Genomic DNA, 19,220 nt, shown 5'->3' on the forward strand with positions numbered 1-19,220 from the left:
CCAGTCAGACCGAGCCTAAGGCACAGGGTAAACAACTGGATATGCAAGGTGCCATTACCCAGCTTGAAAATGCGTTATCAATTGCTAAAGCACTGCAAAATGCAGCAACCTCATCTGAAGCCCATGGCGCGGACACCGACAGTCAGGAGCAACTTAAAACGACATTAACCCAATTAGCCCAAAGTGGCATTCTTGCTTATGCACAAGAGGGCATCGCTTTAACCAGTCCGGAAAACATTCAACTGTCCACATCAAACAGCGTTTCAATGACCAGTGAAAACCAGACTGACATCAATGCGTTAAAAAACATTACCGTTTCATCCGGTGAATCCATCGGTCTATTTGCCCATAAATCAGGAATGAAAGTTTTTGCCAATCAGGGTGATATTGAGGTGCAGGCACAAAATGCCAACCTGAATATGGCTGCCAAGCAAGATATTAAAATAGACAGTGTCGATGGCAGTGTTGATTTGTCAGCTGTAAAAGAAATCACCTTAATGTGTGGTGGTTCATACATCAAACTCAGTAGTGCAGGCATTGAACTGGGCACGGCAGATAATGTTTATATAAAAAGTAATGCTATGCAAAAAATGGGACCAGCAAATCTGGAGTTTTCTTTAAACTTACCGGGAGAAGTTAATTGTCAGCAAACAACCAATAGTGGTGCACAAAATCAAGCAGCTTTGATAAAACTGAGTTAATAAGAAAAATGATGTTATCTACAAAACCTAAAATTGAATTGTCGGGTGATATAGAAAAAATTGATGCGATAACCGAACAGTTATGTGAATTTGCTAAACCTTATCAATCACGTTGTATTGTTATTTTAGATCCTTTCATATCAGTATTAGAGGATAAAATAATTCAATTTTTTTATAAAAAATTCAAAATTACTCAAGTAAAAATTAAGCATCCTTCAGTATTAGCGTGGCAAAGACCTTTGCTTTTAGCATTAAATTTAAAAGACACTTTTGAACGTGATGTATTGCGTTATACTATTGATCAAGCATTATCAGAATTAAACCCACAAAATTTATGTAAAAATGGAACAAGACATTATAGTGGTTGGGTATTTACACACAGTAATATTCAAAATATAGCAGAAGATTTTGCTTATCTCTCATTGCAAAAAATTTATAAAACTAATCAGTTACTAAGATTTTATGATCCGGCTGTTTTACCTCAACTATTAACCATATTAAATACCCAATTACAAATAAAACTATTAGGGCATATTGAAATATGGACGCTATTAGATGGTAACGGTGATCTGTTTTATCGACATAATGATGAACCAAGTATGGTATATACAGGACAATTGGGTATAACAAAACAATTAGAACAAGAAATTAATTGCATTGGCATTAATAACCAATTCTTAAAAAAATATCGAAAAACCCATCCTCTGGAAAAGATAAATGAATGTGAATCGTTAAATAAAATAAAACCATGTTTATTACGTCTAATGTCTCGTGGTTTTACTGATAATGCATTGTTAGTCGAATGGGCAAAAGTTGCATATATGTGGGGGAAAGATTTTGATTTACACCCTTATGTAAAAAATAAAATCCAGAACATGAAAACACGTTTTGATTTCACTACGTTATTAAACAAAATAAATAGTCCAGATTGGCAAATAATATTGAATCAAGATCTGAGTGAACAAACAAATAAATAAAGTAATTGAGGAATTAAATAATGTCAGTAAAACAATGTGGATGCCAAACACAGGGAATAGCTATTTTTCCTGTAATATACACCGTAGTACCGAAAGCACTTAATTGTCCTCAACCCGATTGGGTGAATTTATCATCTGTAACTAACGTTCCTTTAGATAAAGAATATCAATATCATGCTAGATCACTTAGGAAAGGATTTTTGTATGTTTATCTACCAAATGAGATCGGTGAGAATAAATGGCAAGCGTATACAACAGATGATAATGGTAATCTTTATAAACAACACAATCCTTATACAGTTAAATTACCAGATGAAATAATTGAAAACGGTGGTTTTCAATGTCCAAATTTAAGAAGTAACGAAAGCCATAATAAATTTATCACCATTTCCAGTCCTCAAGAGCAAAAAGAAGTCTATATTGCGTTTAGTGATATACCATGGGATGAAAAAGTTATTGAATTACATGAAAAAGATCCCGAAAAACGCATGCAAAAAATTATTATGGATCAATGGAAAGGGAACACATTTAAAACAATGATTAGCTCAACAACAGCAACAGAGCAAACCATAAAACAAATTTTAGATTTTGATCCGAATTTTGACGAAAAAAAATTACCGTACGATGAGAAACATAAATGGCAATCAAGCTATCAGACTGATGACCAAAAAGAAAATAAAAAAGAATTTTATCCATTATATAGTGGATATATTGCTTACACTCATATGGGTGTGAATGAAAATGATGGGACAATCGGACTTCAACCTTTTGGGTATGATGAAAAAATTTTAAAAAGTAATACGACTAATTTTGTTTGGACTAGGCAAAATAATCTGGTAAAAAAAGTAGTTAGTAGTATGCAGGAATACAGTAAAGATTATTCGCCTTTGATTTTTGCTATTGAAGATCCAATAGGTATAGCCCAAGAATTAAATGGATATTATCTTGATATTTTTGATAAAGTTAATCACTATCGACGTGATTTGGAATTTGAATTTGATGCATTAGAATCTTACGAATATGCATTAGAACTTTTGATCCAAAAAGAATTTGTCTCTGATTATCAGAATAACTTTACTACACATCCTTATTTAAAACAAGTAATGAAAGATAAAGCTATACCACAAGCGGAAGAGTTACCTATATTTTCAACTTTTAATCAATTATCTGTGTTGGTTAGTCATGAACTGTATGGGAAACCGTTCAGTGGAAACTATTTGCCTTATATACAAGTTGATGACAATTTCCGAGCTATTTCCAATCAAAATGAACATTATGATTGGGAAAGAAATTATTATTTACATGGCAAAGATTACAATCTTTATAATTTTAATGTTGATGATTACAGTAAAATTTACTCTAAGGATAGATTAAAATTAAATTGTAAATCTTATATTGAATCGCCTTTACCAGTTAGAAACCTCCAAAATCAAATTAGTTATAATTCTATCCAATCATATTTTGAAGATAAATTAATTAGTTATGAAAATAGAGAAGAACAGTTTAAACAAGATAAAAAAGATAAAATTAAAAATATCCAAGAAAAATATGCAAAATGCCTAGATAACAATATGTTAAATATGCTTAAACAGCAATATAAGAATTTGCAAGAAAGAATAGCATCGATTGCAGAAGAGAGAGCATCACAAGTAATTAATTGGTTGCAAAAAAGTAATTTTTATCTTCATATGAAAGATTTAGATGGTAATATTTGGTGTGATGTAATAGCAAATAACGAGAAAAAAGACATACTTGATAATCAATTTGAGATAAATGAAGCCCTTTCCGATAATGAGATTACCAAAGATGAAGCGCAGATAATATCAAAGCAGATTAATCCTTATGGGATGATTTATTCGTCTATAGTTGATAATTGTACATCATGTTTAGAGTTAACCAAGATAGGAAAAAATTATTTAAATTCATGTATAAAATTTAATAATGCTAATGAAGATAAACCTGACAGTATCATTGTGCGAGGAATAGCAAATAATAGTGATATGGTTTTAGAAAACATTCAGATGTTGTTAGAAAAAATTCAAAATTCAAATTCATCTGAAGAAATCGATATTAATGAAGTGATGACTTCGACTAAAATCGGTAAAATTGCGGCTTATTATAAAAAAGTTCAAGGTTTTTTAAATGCAGTGAAGAGTTATGATGAATCAATTAAAGAAGCCAATAAAATTTTAAAAAATTATCCTGAAGCACCAAAACAATTGAAAGACTTCGGAATAAAATTAAATAATAATGAACGTTTATTAACAATCTTTTTTACTGGACGATTTTTAAAAGTTAATAATTTAGCTGTTCGTCTATGTAATATAATGTTTTATCCAATCAATAGTAGTAAGCTAATCAGTTATATGAATGCTTCATTATGTTTGGCATTTCATACATCTGTATTAGGCCTATATAAAAAAGGAACACAAGTTGTTCTAAAAGCACAAAATGAAGTAAGAAAAACTGTAATTAAATCATCTTGGTTTAAAGGAAAATTACCAAAAACTAAAACTTTGGATAATGGTAAAGTGGTTAATTTAACTACTCGAGAACGAGTTGAGATACTTAAAGAAAAACGTGATTACATAAAAAGTCAAAATAGGAAAAATGATATTATTTCAAATGTTCTAAATTATAATCACAGAAATAATTTACCTAGATTAAATAAAACAAAAGATACCGATTTATCAAATCTTAATAATAAGGCAGTAGAAAAAAGTCAAGGTTTTAAAGATCTCCGTTTAGCTTTTATTATTGGTATATTTGAAATATTTAATTGGCTTAAAATTAAAGAACAAACTAAGGGGCAAAAGGACGATAGTTTTTGGTCAGCGGAAATGATAGCGTGTTCACTGAGTATGTCGGCTGCAACAACTGAACTTTTGTACCAATTTATTAAAGTAACAGCGGGTGATAAAACAGTAGCAGCTGGGCGTATAAAGGTATTATCGGGATTTTTAGGTGCCGCGACAGGAGTATTTGTCGCGTGTCAGCGACTTTCAAAAGTTAAAGATGAAGTAGAAAAAGGGAATGTGTGTTTAGCAGTGTTGCATTTACTTGTTGCTACGGGACATTCTACCAACGCCATATTAGGATTGATGGCTTCTTCCACTTATCATATAAAATGGTTGACTAGTGCTTTAAGAAATAAAGTTTTAGAAAAAATTATAACGGATAAGGCCTCTAGAACATTACTTTTCTATGCTATTGGTGAATATACTACCCAAATATTGGCTAAAAGGATTTTATTTTTAGGTTTAGGACTTTGGTTTAGTATTATTATTTTACTTATAGAAGGGTTGATTTGGTACCTAAGTGACAATGATCTAGAAGAATGGATAAAATATAGTGCACTAGGCACGAATCGAAGTGATCATATAGCTTATCACTTAGTATCTAAACAGCGCTCTGAATTTAAAAAAGTATTGGAATCAATGTTTGGAATTAAAGAGTCAGATGTTGAAATAAATAACCAAAATAAAATTATTGCTAAATTAAATACATCAGAATTATCAACAAAAACTGATAAAGAACTAAACACCACCTTTAATGAATATGATGCCTTAAAACTAATTACAGAAGATTTAGCTCGTAGACAACAGGTTAGATCAATTAAATAAAAAAATTTTAATAAATCAGCCATGATGGCTGGTTTATTAACCAACTTGTCCGTGTGTTATTTCGGATTTTTTGCTAGATAGATTCTTAATGAGAATGAATAATATTTCATTGCTTTCAAATGATTATTTGCAAAATCAGGAATCTATAACTCATTGATATTAATTTATCTTTTTTTGTGAAATATTTTTACCAGTTTACTTTTACTTGTTCAATTAGCGTTGAATAATACGATTGAAGTTGCTTGTTATTTGGTAAAAATAAATTAGCTTAATTGATATTAAAAAATATGACTATCTTTAAAATGAAAGTAAACAAAAACAGTAATAAAAAGTCATTTTATTCACATAAATTCTATTATAAATTTAATAATAAAATAGACGAAACGGTATAGACTCCTGAATATTTTTTACAAAAATCACTATTTTTATTTTAAGCATCACCGTTTTTTATACCTAAATGAGGAGCAACTGGTTACTAATGTTTGATATGATTTAAATTTAACTAAAAATAATGGATTTTCTGATGATTTTTTACCAGAAAATGATACCTTAAAAATAACTTACCACTTTCTTTATTTACAATTTTCCAACTAACTACTAAACTAATATCGTTCTCAACGGGGTGCCTTATGGGCTGAGAGTGTTAGGTTTACTAATGCAACTCGTCGAACCTGAACTGGGTCATGCCAGCGGAGGGATTTGAGTTATCGTGTCTGCTCAAACCTTTTGTCTTTTATTCGCTTTTTTGGAGGCAAAATGTTTTGTAATAAATTCTTACTGTCATTTTTATTTTCTGTATTCTTTGTAGCAACTTCTGCTAATGCTAAAATTCATGAAAAACCTATTTTAACTGTTTATAGTTATAGCTCTTTTATTTCCGAGTGGGGACCAGGTGAAGCAATTAAACAGGGCTTTGAAGCGCAGTGTGATTGCCAACTTGATATTGTAACGCTAGGCGATGGTGTGTCGATTTTAAATCGTCTTCGCCTTGAGGGTAATAAAACCAATGCTGATGTTATTTTAGGTTTAGACAATAATCTTTTAGGACAAGCTAAACAGGCTAATATCATGGCACCTCATCAAATAGCCAAACCTAACAATCTTAATACTGATTGGTGGAATGAGGATTTTATGCCGTATGATTTCGGTTATTTTGCTTTTATCTATAATAAAGAAAAAATAAAGAATCCTCCCCACTCATTACATGAGTTAGTTGACAATAAAGCCAATTGGAAAATTATTTATCAAGATCCTAGAACCAGTACTCCCGGATTAGGATTGTTATTTTGGGTAAAAAATATTTACGGTAAGGATGCGGTATCGGCATGGCAAAAAATTGCTAAAAATACTGTTACAGTTACTAAAGGGTGGAGTGAAGCATACGGTATGTTCTTAAAAGGTGAAGCTGATTTGGTACTGAGTTATAGCACATCGCCAGTTGCACATATAATTAATGATCAAGATTATCGTTATAATGCCGCTATTTTTGATGAGGGGCATTATCGTCAAGTTGAAATAGCAGGTATCACCAAATATAGTCAACAACCACAATTAGCACGTCGCTTTTTAAAATATCTATTAACACCCGAGGTACAACGGCAATTTGCTGAAAAAAATGTTATGTATCCTATTATAAATACGCCATTACCCCCTGCGTTTGATCAGATTAATAAAGTCAGTAAAGCGCTTGAATTTGATGCAGAGAAAGTGGTTGATAATCAAAAAGCTTGGATACGAGAATGGCAATCAGCCATTAGTCAGTAATAAAAAAGATTGTTAATTTTATAATAAAAAGCAATGTTAAATTTTAAAACGTTACTGCCAGGTATCAGCGCTGCTAATTTGATAATAGCAGTTTTAGGCACTGCATTGTTTGCGCTTTGTTATACAGCCATAAAGTCCGATAATTTAACGCTCTATATTGATAATTATTTATTTCACATTATTTGGATCACTTTCATGCAAGCGATATTATCGACGTTTTTGTCGGTATTTTTGGCCGTTGTTATGGCTAAAGCGTTGTCCATTATCGATTTTTGGGGAAAAAGCTTTCTGATACGAATCATGCCCGTTACCTTTATATTACCAACATTAGTTGTTGTAACCGGGCTATTATCTGTTTATGGTCAACAAGGTTTATTTGCTACGTGTTTTGCTTATTTAGGCTTATCTTTTTCAACTTCAATTTATGGACTGGTTGGGATTTTATTGGCTCATGTTTTTTTGAATTTTCCTTATGCGAGCGGTCTGTTTTATCAAACATTAACGAGTGTTCCTGTTGAGCAAAAACAACTGGCTGCTCAGCTTAATTTTTCTCATTTTACTTATTTTAAATTAGTAGAATGGCCATTATTGCGTCGGCAGCTTTTACCCATGTCAGGACTGATTTTTATGCTTTGCTTTACCAGCTTTGCTATAGTGTTGGCATTAGGAGGAGGGCCGAAGTATACCACTATTGAAGTTGCTATTTACCAATCGATTCGCGATTTTGATTTTATGCAAGCTGTTATGTTAGCAATCATACAGCTCATTTGTTGTATGAGTTTTGTTTGGATACTGCGAAAAACAAATCATTATCGCGATCTTAGTGCACAGTATATTCGCTACCAATATCGTTTACCCAACACTGTGACTATAGGTTTAGTTAGTGCTGTTATTGTGATTTTGGGAGCAATGTATATATTTTTGCCAATGATTACGTTATTGATTGAAGGTATTGGTTATTTTCAATGGTCGCAGTTAAATTGGGCTTTTCAGCAAGCTGTTATCTATTCGTTAATAATTGCCCTTGGTTCAGCTTTGGTGGCTATGTTACTTGCTTTATTAATACTTTGGACCAATAGCCGTCTATTGATTGGCAATCAGCAACAATGGAGCAATCGTTTAATGTTAGTGGGGTCATTGATATTAACCATTCCAAGCATGGTACTTGCATCAGGATTGTTTATTTTGTTATTTCAGTATGCTGATAATGCCGTGTTTGTCTGTGGTTTAATGATGCTTTGCAATGGTCTAATGGCCTTACCTTTTATCTTAAAAAATCTTGAAGTGCCAATGTTTGATGTTACATCACGATATTGGCAATTATGTCAATCTTTAAACATTGCAGGTATTAGGCATTTTTATCTAATTGAATATAAATCATTAAAAAAACTTCTTACGTTGAGCTTGGCCTTTTCGGCATTATTGTCAATGGGTGATTTTGGTATTATTGCGTTGTTTGGCGGGCAAGCCGTTACCACATTACCTTATTATTTGTATCAACAAATAGCGCATTATCATTATCAAGAGAGCGCCGTGACGGCTGCATTTTTGTTAATCTTATCTTTTAGTTTATTAATTGTGATGGATTATGATCGAACTTAATCAAATTAATTATCAATATGATGATTTTAAAATGCATTTTAATATGCAAATTGCTACCCAAGAAAAAGTAGTCATTGTTGGACCGAGTGGTGCGGGTAAAAGTACCTTATTAAGCTTGATCGCAGGATTTATTTTTCCAAGTTCAGGGCAAATCATTCTTAATAATCAGAATATGACGCAAACTTTACCGGGTAAGCGCCCAGTTTCGATGCTGTTTCAAAATAATAACTTATTCGATCATTTAACCGTTGAGCAAAATATTGCTTTAGGCATTAAACCGTCATTAAAACTAACGACTTTTGAGAAGCAAAATATTGCCGATATGTTGGCTAAAGTTGGTTTATCGGGCTTTAATGATCGCTATCCCAATCAACTTTCCGGTGGACAGCGTCAACGAGTTGCTTTGGCACGCTGTTTAATTCAACATCGTCCTATTTTATTATTGGATGAACCATTTTCGGCATTAGACCAAGCTTTACGGTTTGAAATGCTAGCACTGGTTAATCATATCTGTGATGAATTTGATTTAACGTTACTTATGGTTTCACATTATCTAGATGAGTCTTTAGAAAACTTTTCACGCTGTTTAGTTGTTGATAATGGAAAGATCATATTTAATAATCCTCCTGATCAACTTAAGGAACCCGAAAATAAGGTTATTGCTCAATTATTAGGTTTGCCAATAAATAAAAGCTAAAACGATTGTTTGCTAATTTATTTCTAAATATAAAATTGTTATCACTTAAGGTTTTATTAATGTAGGAGGGGTAATTTATACACTTCTATAACCTATAATATCAAATAAATTTTCATGACGAATATACAAGAAAACAAAAAATTTAGCTGGTTAGCGCTTATCTTTACTATTTTATTTTTTACTTTTTTTTCAAGTGGTTTACAACTTTATATCTTCATTTCTGGACACGCCAATGTGATAGGTTTACGTGATTCAATCATCTATAGTTTAATTTGGTTGATCCCCGCTTTAATATTTCCAAATCAGACTCGAAAAATTGCCACTGTCTATGGTTTGATTGTCGGAAGTTTATCACTGATTTCAATAAGTTATTTTATAATTTATCGTCAGGAATTTTCACAAAGTGTATTTTTTGTCATGGCTGAATCGAATTTGACTGAATCAAATGAGTTTATTCAACAGTATTTCAGTTCGAAATTAATGGCTGTAGTGATTATTTATTGTTTGATTGGTATTTATCTTTGGCGAAAAGTAAGACCTGTCTATGTTAAAAACACAACCAAATGGGTTACGTCATTATTAATTGCCATTTATGCCATTATGCCACTGGTTATTAGTGTTACAATCAAAAATTCCTCCTTGCAAAAAGCAACAACACATCTATTAGGTCGAATGGAAACCACTGTACCTTGGCAACTGATTAATAGTTATATCGCTTATCGCTCTCAACTTTCGAATATGGAAGATATAATTCATCATTTGAATACTTTACCTCCCGTTGAAAATTTAAAAGATGCCAATGGTAATACTCCCAGAACACTGGTGTTAATTATTGGTGAATCAACTACTCGTAATCGAATGAGTATTTATGGATATCCACGTAACACAACGCCACAAATCGAGCAATTTAAAAAGGATAATCCTGAATTTTTAGTGTTTAAAGATGTTGTGTCATCAAGACCTTATACCATAGAGGTTTTGCAACAAGTCTTAACTTTTGCAGATGAACAACATCCTGACCTTTACCTTACTCAACCTTCGTTAATACATTTAATGAAACAGGCAGGGTATAAAACCTATTGGATAACAAATCAACAAACGATGACGAAACGAAATACGATGTTGACAATGTTTTCTAAACAAGCAGATGAACAGTTTTATATGAATAACGATCGTAATCAAAGTTCAAGGCAATATGATGAATCGGTCTTTGAACCCTTTGTGAAAGTGCTTGCTGAACCAGAAGAAAAGAAATTTATCATTATTCATCTGCTCGGTACACATATGAAATATGAGTTTCGTTATCCAAAAGATGGGGAACATGATAGATTTAAAGATAATGCAAATATCCCATTTAAAATTGATGATGAGAACGTGGATGAATATAACTCTTATGATAATGCAATAAGTTATAATGATTTTGTGACAACCACGTTATTCAATCTATTTAAAAACAGTCATACAAATGGTTTTATGTTATATTTTTCTGATCATGGCGAAGATGTTTACGAAACTTCACCACATGATATTTTAGGGCGTAATGAAAAGGTGCCAACCCGCACCATGTATACTGTACCGTTTATGTTATGGCAATCACCGAGTTGGATCGCATCTCACCCTAATCACTATCAAGATTATGTGAATCAAAAATTTAGTACTCAGGATTTAATCCATACTTGGTCTGATTTAGCTGGACTCAATTATAACTTATATGTGCCAGAAAAAAGTTTGGTCAACCCCAATTATTATGAGGGAAAACGCTGGATTGGTGATCCTTATGATAAAAATGGCTTAATTGATTTTGATAAATTAACGAAGTAACTCTTTAGACTGTTTACACCAGCATTTAAGGTATGTTATTGTATATTTATACAGTCATATTTTAAATGCAGTGAAACAGTTATTTATGCGAAAAATTATTCATGTTGATATGGATTGTTTTTATGCCGCAGTTGAAATGAGAGATAATCCCCGTTATCGTAATTTGCCGATAGCAGTAGGGGGCGATCCTCGCAAACGCGGTGTTGTTGCTACTGCAAATTATTTAGCTCGTCAATATGGCGTACATAGTGCGATGTCGATGTCACAAGCTCTAAAATTGTGCCCAAATCTTAAAGTCATTCCAAGTCGGCATGCTGTTTATAAAGAAGTTTCTAATCAAATTCATCAAATATTTCAGCGCTATACTAAAGCAATTGAAACCTTGTCATTGGATGAAGCTTATTTAGATGTGACCGATTGTAAGCTTTGTCATGGTTCAGCCACTTTAATTGCTCAAGATATTCGCCAAGCGATATATAAAGAACTTGATTTGACCGCATCCGCAGGCGTTGCCCCACTTAAATTTTTAGCCAAAATTGCTTCAGATATGAATAAACCTAATGGGCAATATGTGATTACACCCGATGCTGTTACAAGCTTTATCGCTCAATTACCACTTAAAAAAATTCCGGGTGTAGGTAAAGTGACCGAGAAAAAATTAGCTGAATTAGGGCTAATCACCTGTCAGGATGTCGTTAATTATGATGTGAGTAAATTACTTAATCAATTTGGTAAATTTGGGCGAGTCTTATATGAACGATGTCAAGGCATTGATGAACGTGAAGTTTGTAATGATAGGCAACGTAAATCTGTAGGGGTAGAGCGCACCTTAGTTAACGATATTCATACTTGGGATGAGTGTTTATTACAGTTTGAACCGTTATTTGAAGAGCTGAAAACTCGGTTGAGTAAAGTTCGTTCTGATTTGTCAATCGCTCGACAAGGTGTTAAGTTTAAATTTGATGATTTCCAACTTACTACACAAGAACATGTTTGGTCTAAACTTGATAAACAGGATTTAATTGAACAAGCCTATAAAGTTTGGCAAGAACGTCGAAATGATCGTGGAGTGCGTTTGATTGGTTTTCATGTCACTTTAATCGATCCACAACTTGATAAACAGTTACTCTTCAATTTTTAATTATCAAGATTGATAAAAAAAGAGGATGTGTGCATTACCACATCACCCCCAAAACTTACGACTTCATACTAAATCTATTTTAAATTAGTACCATTACTGCTAATGACTTGTTTATACCAATCAAAAGAATCTTTTTTATAGCGTTTCATAGTACCGTTACCTTCATTATCACGATCAACGTAAATCACGCCATAACGTTTTTTCATTTCGCCAGTTGTAAATGAGACGACATCAATAATACCCCACGCGGTATATCCCATAACATCAACCCCATCATAATCGATAGCTTTTAACATTGCTTTGATGTGTGCACCAAGATATTCGATGCGTGGTTTATCATGAACTTTATTACCGTTTTCTAATTCATCTATCGCGCCAAAACCATTTTCCACAATAAACAGTGGTAACTGATAACGATCATATAAACGATTAAGAGTATAACGTAAGCCTTCTGGGTCAATAGGCCAACCCCAATCGCTGCTTTTAATGTATGGATTCTCAACAGCATTAGGTAAAGCACCGTTGACAATATTGTCACGATGATCATTTTTAGCATCAGCTTTAACAACGGTTGACATATAATAACTAAAGCCGATGTAATCAACGGTACCTTGTTTTAAAATCGCTAAATCTTCATCGGTGATATCAAGCTTATAGCCTTCTCGTTCAAACTCTTTTAAAGCATAAGATGGATAATAACCACGAACATGCACATCAGGGAAGAAGAAGCGTTGATGCATAGCAATTTCAGATGCCATCATATCTTCTGGATTACAAGAATACGGATAAATCGGTACGTGAGAAATCATACAACCAATTTCAAAGTTAGGATTGATTTTTTTACCAGCAATTACCGCTTTGGCACTGGCTAATAGTTCGTAATGTGCCACTTGATAAAGTACTTCTTGTGGATTTTCGCCTGGTTGAACCTGCACACCTGAATTAGTCCAGAAAAAGATCGGATTACTGGTATCCATTTGGTTATTAATTTCGTTAAACGTCATCCAATACTTCACTTTGTTTTTATAACGTTCAAAACACGCTGTTGCAAAACGTTCAAAAAATTCAACTGTTTTACGGTTTCTAAAGCCACCGTAATGACGAGCAATGTGTAATGGCATCTCAAAATGGGATAAAGTAATAACCGGTTCGATACCATTGGCAATTAACTCATCAAATACATTATCATAAAAACGTAACCCTTCTTCATTTGGCTCTAGTTCATCACCTTTTGGAAAAATACGAGTCCAAGCAATGGATGTACGTAAGCATTTCAAACCTAGCTCGGCAAACAGCTTAATATCGTCTTTATAATGATGATAAAAATCGATAGCAGTATGGTTTGGATAAAATTTACCTGCTTCAATTTCTTGGGTAATTTGTCTTGCAACGCCATGTGCGCCCGCTGTCATAACATCAACCACGCTTGGTCCTTTGCCGCCTTCGTTCCAACCGCCTTCGAATTGATGAGCGGCTAATGCACCGCCCCATAAAAATGGTTTTTTAGTCATTTTTTGGTTCCTTGTTATTGCTTAATTTCAAAAAGGTTATCATCAAGATTTACTTCCGTTTTTTCTGTTAATGTGATTACTTGGTATTGATCAGTATTAACAATAATAACCGGAGTAATTAAAGGGTAACCTGCTTGTTTAATTGCTTGAGGATCAAAGCTGATCAACCGATCACCTTTTTTCACTTTTTCATTCAACTTCACATGGTATTCAAATTCATTGTTAGTTAAATTAACTGTATCAATACCCACATGAATTAATAATTCAACCCCATTATCTAAGACCAAACCAATAGCGTGTTTTGATGCTTCAAACACAGCGGTTACTTCGCCATCATAAGGTGCATAAACATGATTGTCTGTTGGTTCAATAGCAATACCTTCACCCATAAGTTTTTGCGAAAAAGCAGGGTCTGGTACTTCACTAAGTGGTAATGCTTTACCGATCATTGGGCTAGTCACATCGATTTCATCAATTACAATTTTAGGTGTATCGTTTTCAATGTCAGATGTTTCATTTTCAATGTTTTCATTGCTTTGGTTCTTTTCATTAGTGCCAAAAATTTGGATAAGAATAATTGGTCCAACAAATACAATTCATTTAAAATATCAACGGCTAATTTATTATAGTCTCTAATTTTAGATGACATTCATTAAGCTCCTTTCATCAGATGAGAAAGCTTATCTTATCCCTAAATAAAAAATTGTTAATGACCAATTTTATTGTTTGTGATCTAGATCGCATTTTAAAATGATTTCAATTTATTAATTTATTCATAGGGATAAAATGGGGTCTATTTATCGCAATAAAAATAAAGAGTACGAATGTTAAAATACCAAGATGTGGCAAAGAAAATCCAGCAAGCAATTTATCAACAAAATTTGCCTAAAGATACACAGCTGCCTAATATCGAAGGTTTAATTAATCAATATCAAGTTAGTCGTACGACCATCATTAAAGCACTGAACTGTTTAGAAAGGCACGGCGTCATATATCAAGTCCAAGGGAGTGGTATTTTTGTGCGGCAACCGCAAAAACATGGATATTTGAATTTTTTGGAAAGTCATGGTTTTAGTGTTGATTTAAACAATGCACCAAATTCCTCACAAGTGTTTAATGTAGATATCGTTCAACCAAGTTCACAAGTCAAACAAAACCTACAATGTGAAGATGGAGAAGAGGTCTATTTTATCAAACGGTTACGTAAGTTCGAAGATAAAGTTTATGCGCTTGAAAGATCCTACTATCGAAAAAAAATGGTGGGTTATTTAAACAAAGAGATTGCTGAACACTCCATATTCAGTTACATAAAAGATATATTGAAAATTAATATTGGTTTTTCTGACAAATATTTCAAAGCGATTAAATTAGATGAACAGACTGCGGACTATTTAGGATTGAGTGCGGGGGATCCTGCCCTGTGTGTGGAAGAAATTTTTTACACCAATGCTGGTGAACCATTCGATTTTTCAACAATCATATATCATTACGACAATGCTAAGTTTTACGTGCAAAGTAATTCTAAATGATTTATTTTTAGTTTATTAACACGATGCGGAGTAACTCATTGGTTATTAAACAAGTTAATAATGTATTTTATTAGCAGTTTATCTAGTTTAGTTCTCCTTAATTAGAAATATATTCAAATATTACTTAATTAAGGACGAACTTTTTATTAATCGATGATTTTTTAGAGTCAATTATTGTGTAACTTTTTTTATTATCTCAAATCTTCCTAATAAAGTGAGTTGTATTTCAAAATCGGAAGGAGCATAGATATTAATTTTATTTGTTGCATTATCATCTGAACCGGGTGCCATCGCCATATTCATTGCTCCATAAAATCTTTCTCGTCTTTTTGGTGATTGTTGTTCGTAGTCAGCTTTTCTCATATCGAGATATTTTGGATCACCAACTAAATATTGTTTAGTCAATAACCGTTCAACTTTATTAATTAACTTATTTAATAAAAGTCTTTCATGATCATTAATTGCTCGCTCAATCGCATCTGGTGAAACACTATAAAAAATATCATCATTAACTTTTATTTTTAATTCTTGTGCTTTAGTAATAATTTTACTCACCACATCAAGTTTGTTAATCTTTATTTGTACGGTATTATATACATGATGCTGTTTTTTGTCGATTTTTTTTGGTGAAGTGCGTTCGGTATTTGATTGAGTAATCGAAAAATTATCAAGTTGTAGGTTTTTTAATTCGTTAGTTATAGTTGTATATTTTTGATAAACCATGTCTTTTGCTTTGTTTGCAGTAACTGCATTTTCAAAAATACTAAATGAGAACGCATTATTTGTTTCACTATTATATAATTGTTGGACATTATTAATGTTATATTTATCAAGTAATTTATTTAATTCTAAAAATTTTTCGTTATCATTGATATTGATAGCAAGAGTGAGAGTGGCTTTATATTGAGCATTATCTTCACTGACTTCTTCATAAGAATCCTGTATATAGTTGCCATAATCGGTTGTGATTAAATTGTTATCTTTAATGGCGAGTGTCGCTAAATAATCCTTAAATTGTTTCATCGTGTTAGCATTGATATTTGATGCCTCACTAGGTGTTGAAGCGTCAGTATCCAATGTAACTGTAAACTCAACCGTATCAGGTTTTAGTTTAATCGAATCTGTAATACTTGCTTCAATTTCTCCAATGGGAATTAAATTTTTGCCATATATGAATTGTTCAACTTTAGGTTCGTTATTATTGATATTCTTAAGATTTGCTGCATGGCAGGTAAAGGTTGTACCAATATTGAGTAATGTAATAAGCATTAGTATTTTTTTCATTCTATATCCCATTATTTTATTAGTTAATTTTTTATTGGTTACTTTTAAGTTAGGTAAAAGTATTCTTTACGGACGAAAAAATTATAGACAGTTTAATTTAAGATATGTAAAAAAAATACATCAAGTTGTAAAAAAGTATAAAAAAGCGTCAAAAGACGCCTTTTAAATTCCATACTGAGTTCGATAGTCTTCGACCAGTTTAACTTGGTTTTTTCGTGAGGGATCTTGATAAAGATAATGAATCAAATCATCTAATGTGATAATTGAAATAACCTCGCAATGATAGGTTTGCTTTATTTCTTGAATGGCAGATAACTCACCGCGACCTTTTTCTTGACGGTCAAGGCAAATCAATACACCAGCCAGTTTTGATTGATTATCTTCTAAAATTCGCATTGATTCACGAATTGCGGTACCCGCAGTAATTACATCATCAACTAACATAACACGTTGTTGATAAATAGTACTACCAACTAGATTACCACCTTCACCATGGTCTTTAGCTTCTTTACGGTTAAAGCAATAAGGAACATCAACATTATAGTGCTCAGATAAGGCCACTACTGTTGATGAAACAATCGGAATCCCTTTATAGGCAGGACCGAAGATGACATCATAGTTTAAATTTGCATCCATCAATGCGGCAGCATAAAAGCGACCTAATAAAGCCAGATCTTTACCTGTATTAAACAATCCTGCGTTAAAAAAGTAAGGGCTTTTACGTCCTGATTTTAAGGTGAATTCACCAAATTTTAGTGCTTGCCTATCTAAAGCAAATTCAATAAACTCACTTTTATATGATTTCATCGATCCTCTCCAATTAATCTTTTAAGGCTTGTCTTTGTGCATCAATAATTGTTGCAATACCATTTTTTGCTAGTTCTAGCAGTTTTAATAATTCTTCATGACTGAATGGTTCACCTTCGGCAGTACCTTGTACTTCGATAATACGTCCGTCATCAGTCATAATGACATTCATATCTGTATCTGCATTAGAATCTTCAATATATTCCAAATCACATACTGCTTGACCCTCGACAATTCCAACAGACACAGCTGCAACCAATGATTTAATTGGGTTCTGTTTTAATTTACCATCAGCAATCATTTTATTAATTGCATCATTAAGAGCCACACATGCACCAGTGATGGATGCTGTTCGTGTTCCGCCATCGGCTTGAATGACATCACAGTCTAGGGTAATGGTATATTCGCCAAGTAATTTAAGATCAATCATGGCTCTTAATGAACGGGCAATAAGTCGTTGGATTTCCATTGTACGACCTGTTTGTTTCCCTTTTGCCGCTTCACGCTGAGTTCTTGAATTGGTTGCGCGTGGCAACATGCCATATTCTGCTGTAACCCAACCTTGATTTTGACCTTTTAAAAAGCGAGGTACACTTTCCTCAACCGTTGCGTTACACAGTACTTTGGTTTCACCAAATTCAACTAATACAGAACCTTCTGCATGCTTAGTATAATGACGGGTTATTTTGATTGGGCGGACTTGTTCCGCAGCTCGACCAGACGGGCGCATGCAATTCTCCAGCTATTATATAAAAAAATGTTTGAATTTATCATTTAGGAGGACATCAATTAAAGAAAGGATTGATGTTTAGCCTAAGCTAAGAGCGCATTATACAGAATTTATGATACAATGCCCAGCAAGTTTTTTATAAATTTAGGATCCAATTATGATTTCAAGTATGACTGCCTATGCCCGAAAAGAAATTAACCAATCATGGGGGACGGCCTCTTGGGAGTTGCGTTCGGTTAATCAACGCTACTTAGAAACCTATATTCGTATGCCTGAACAGTTTCGATCACTTGAACCGATTATTCGAGAACGACTTCGAGGTCGATTAACACGCGGTAAAATTGAATGCAATTTACGCTTTGAACTTGATCCTGCTTCGCAGCATCAAGAATTATCTTTAAATGAGGATCTTGCAAGACAGGTTCTTAGTGCGGTTAACTGGATTAAAACTGAATATAAATCTGGTGACGTTAATCCTATTGATGTTTTACGTTGGCCGGGTGTGCTATCAGCTAAAGAGCAAAATCTTGATAGCATATCACAAGAAATCTTAGCATTATTGGATGAAGCCATTAATGAATTAATTGCTGTGCGTGAACGCGAAGGACAAGTGTTACGTGATCTTATCATCCAACGTTTAGACAGTATTACGACAGAAGTTGAAAAAATTCGTCAATGGATGCCACAAATACTCGAATGGCAAAAAGAGCGCCTGCAAAACAAATTGGCTGAAGCGAATATTGAACTCGACAAGTCAAGATTAGAACAAGAAATCGTATTGATGGCTCAACGTATTGACGTAGCTGAAGAGCTTGATCGTTTAATGACTCATGTTAAAGAAACCTACGCAATTTTAAAGAAAAACGAAGCAGTCGGGCGCAGACTTGATTTTATGATGCAAGAATTTAACCGCGAATCCAATACCATAGCCTCAAAATCAATTAATGCAGATGTAACCGCTAGCGCCATTGAACTTAAAGTCTTAATTGAACAAATCCGAGAACAAGTACAAAATATTGAATAAACTGTTATT

15 protein-coding genes and 1 riboswitch are annotated in these 19,220 nt (G+C 33.1%); of the genes, 10 read left to right on the plus strand and 5 right to left on the minus strand.

Annotated elements, in window-relative coordinates; translation table 11 throughout:
- The 8 genes from H3T96_RS02260 to dinB all read left to right on the plus strand — a co-directional run.
- Positions 1–701: DUF2345 domain-containing protein (locus H3T96_RS02260; RefSeq protein ID WP_198248578.1), on the plus strand; the 701-nt coding region annotated here is incomplete at its 5' end.
- A gap of 11 nt (positions 702–712) precedes the next feature.
- Complete coding sequence (locus H3T96_RS02265; RefSeq protein WP_144091083.1) at positions 713–1,678, plus strand: hypothetical protein; 966 nt, start codon at positions 713–715, stop codon at positions 1,676–1,678.
- Between the two features lie 20 nt (positions 1,679–1,698).
- Positions 1,699–5,301 carry a T6SS effector BTH_I2691 family protein gene (locus H3T96_RS02270; RefSeq protein WP_305040916.1) on the plus strand — a complete coding sequence of 1,201 codons (3,603 nt, stop codon included), beginning with the start codon at positions 1,699–1,701 and terminating at the stop codon, positions 5,299–5,301.
- Positions 5,302–5,909: 608 nt separating this feature from the next.
- A riboswitch (TPP riboswitch) is annotated at positions 5,910–6,017 on the plus strand.
- A gap of 40 nt (positions 6,018–6,057) precedes the next feature.
- Positions 6,058–7,065: a thiamine ABC transporter substrate binding subunit gene (gene thiB / locus H3T96_RS02275; protein ID WP_144091087.1), complete on the plus strand. Its 1,008-nt coding sequence runs from the start codon at positions 6,058–6,060 to the stop codon at positions 7,063–7,065.
- 33 nt (positions 7,066–7,098) lie between these two features.
- Positions 7,099–8,667, plus strand: a complete 1,569-nt coding sequence (thiP, locus tag H3T96_RS02280) for a thiamine/thiamine pyrophosphate ABC transporter permease (protein WP_144091088.1) — start codon at positions 7,099–7,101, stop codon at positions 8,665–8,667.
- On the plus strand, positions 8,654–9,364 hold the full coding sequence (gene thiQ, locus H3T96_RS02285; protein ID WP_144091090.1) for a thiamine ABC transporter ATP-binding protein ThiQ: 711 nt from the start codon (positions 8,654–8,656) through the stop codon (positions 9,362–9,364). Before thiP ends, thiQ begins: the two co-directional genes overlap by 14 nt.
- Before the next feature lie 114 nt (positions 9,365–9,478).
- Complete coding sequence (gene cptA / locus H3T96_RS02290; protein WP_144091092.1) at positions 9,479–11,185, plus strand: phosphoethanolamine transferase CptA; 1,707 nt, start codon at positions 9,479–9,481, stop codon at positions 11,183–11,185.
- Between the two features lie 85 nt (positions 11,186–11,270).
- Positions 11,271–12,326 (plus strand): DNA polymerase IV, encoded by a 1,056-nt coding sequence (gene dinB, locus H3T96_RS02295; protein ID WP_144091094.1) that lies wholly within the window; start codon positions 11,271–11,273, stop codon positions 12,324–12,326.
- Positions 12,327–12,400: 74 nt separating this feature from the next.
- Here dinB and H3T96_RS02300 read toward each other — a convergent pair whose 3' ends face one another.
- Together H3T96_RS02300 and H3T96_RS02305 are read right to left on the minus strand one after the other, a co-directional pair.
- Positions 12,401–13,837 (minus strand): 6-phospho-beta-glucosidase, encoded by a 1,437-nt coding sequence (locus H3T96_RS02300; RefSeq protein WP_086308982.1) that lies wholly within the window; start codon positions 13,835–13,837, stop codon positions 12,401–12,403.
- Positions 13,838–13,851: 14 nt separating this feature from the next.
- Positions 13,852–14,298: a PTS glucose transporter subunit IIA gene (locus H3T96_RS02305; protein ID WP_198248579.1), complete on the minus strand. Its 447-nt coding sequence runs from the start codon at positions 14,296–14,298 to the stop codon at positions 13,852–13,854.
- Between the two features lie 363 nt (positions 14,299–14,661).
- Here H3T96_RS02305 and H3T96_RS02310 point away from each other — a divergent pair, with 363 nt between their 5' ends.
- Positions 14,662–15,366, plus strand: coding sequence for a GntR family transcriptional regulator (locus tag H3T96_RS02310; protein ID WP_086326610.1), 705 nt, complete (start codon positions 14,662–14,664; stop codon positions 15,364–15,366).
- 171 nt (positions 15,367–15,537) lie between these two features.
- Here the strand turns inward: H3T96_RS02310 and H3T96_RS02315 are convergent, their stop codons facing one another.
- From H3T96_RS02315 to rph, 3 genes are all read right to left on the minus strand, one after another.
- Positions 15,538–16,650, minus strand: a complete 1,113-nt coding sequence (locus H3T96_RS02315) for an SIMPL domain-containing protein (RefSeq protein ID WP_186279195.1) — start codon at positions 16,648–16,650, stop codon at positions 15,538–15,540.
- A 162-nt stretch (positions 16,651–16,812) separates the two neighbouring features.
- The gene (pyrE, locus tag H3T96_RS02320) at positions 16,813–17,457 is read right to left on the minus strand and encodes an orotate phosphoribosyltransferase (protein ID WP_086327325.1); all 645 of its coding nucleotides are present in this window, start codon (positions 17,455–17,457) and stop codon (positions 16,813–16,815) included.
- A gap of 13 nt (positions 17,458–17,470) precedes the next feature.
- Positions 17,471–18,187: a ribonuclease PH gene (gene rph / locus H3T96_RS02325; RefSeq protein WP_039127094.1), complete on the minus strand. Its 717-nt coding sequence runs from the start codon at positions 18,185–18,187 to the stop codon at positions 17,471–17,473.
- Positions 18,188–18,344: 157 nt separating this feature from the next.
- On the opposite strand from rph, the gene H3T96_RS02330 reads away from it, so the two are divergent.
- Positions 18,345–19,211, plus strand: a complete 867-nt coding sequence (locus tag H3T96_RS02330; RefSeq protein WP_144091098.1) for a YicC/YloC family endoribonuclease — start codon at positions 18,345–18,347, stop codon at positions 19,209–19,211.
- The last annotated feature ends 9 nt before the right edge of the window (positions 19,212–19,220 follow it).

This window comes from Gilliamella sp. W8136 (genome assembly GCF_016101285.1).
In the GTDB taxonomy this organism is placed as follows: domain Bacteria; phylum Pseudomonadota; class Gammaproteobacteria; order Enterobacterales; family Orbaceae; genus Gilliamella; species Gilliamella apicola_N.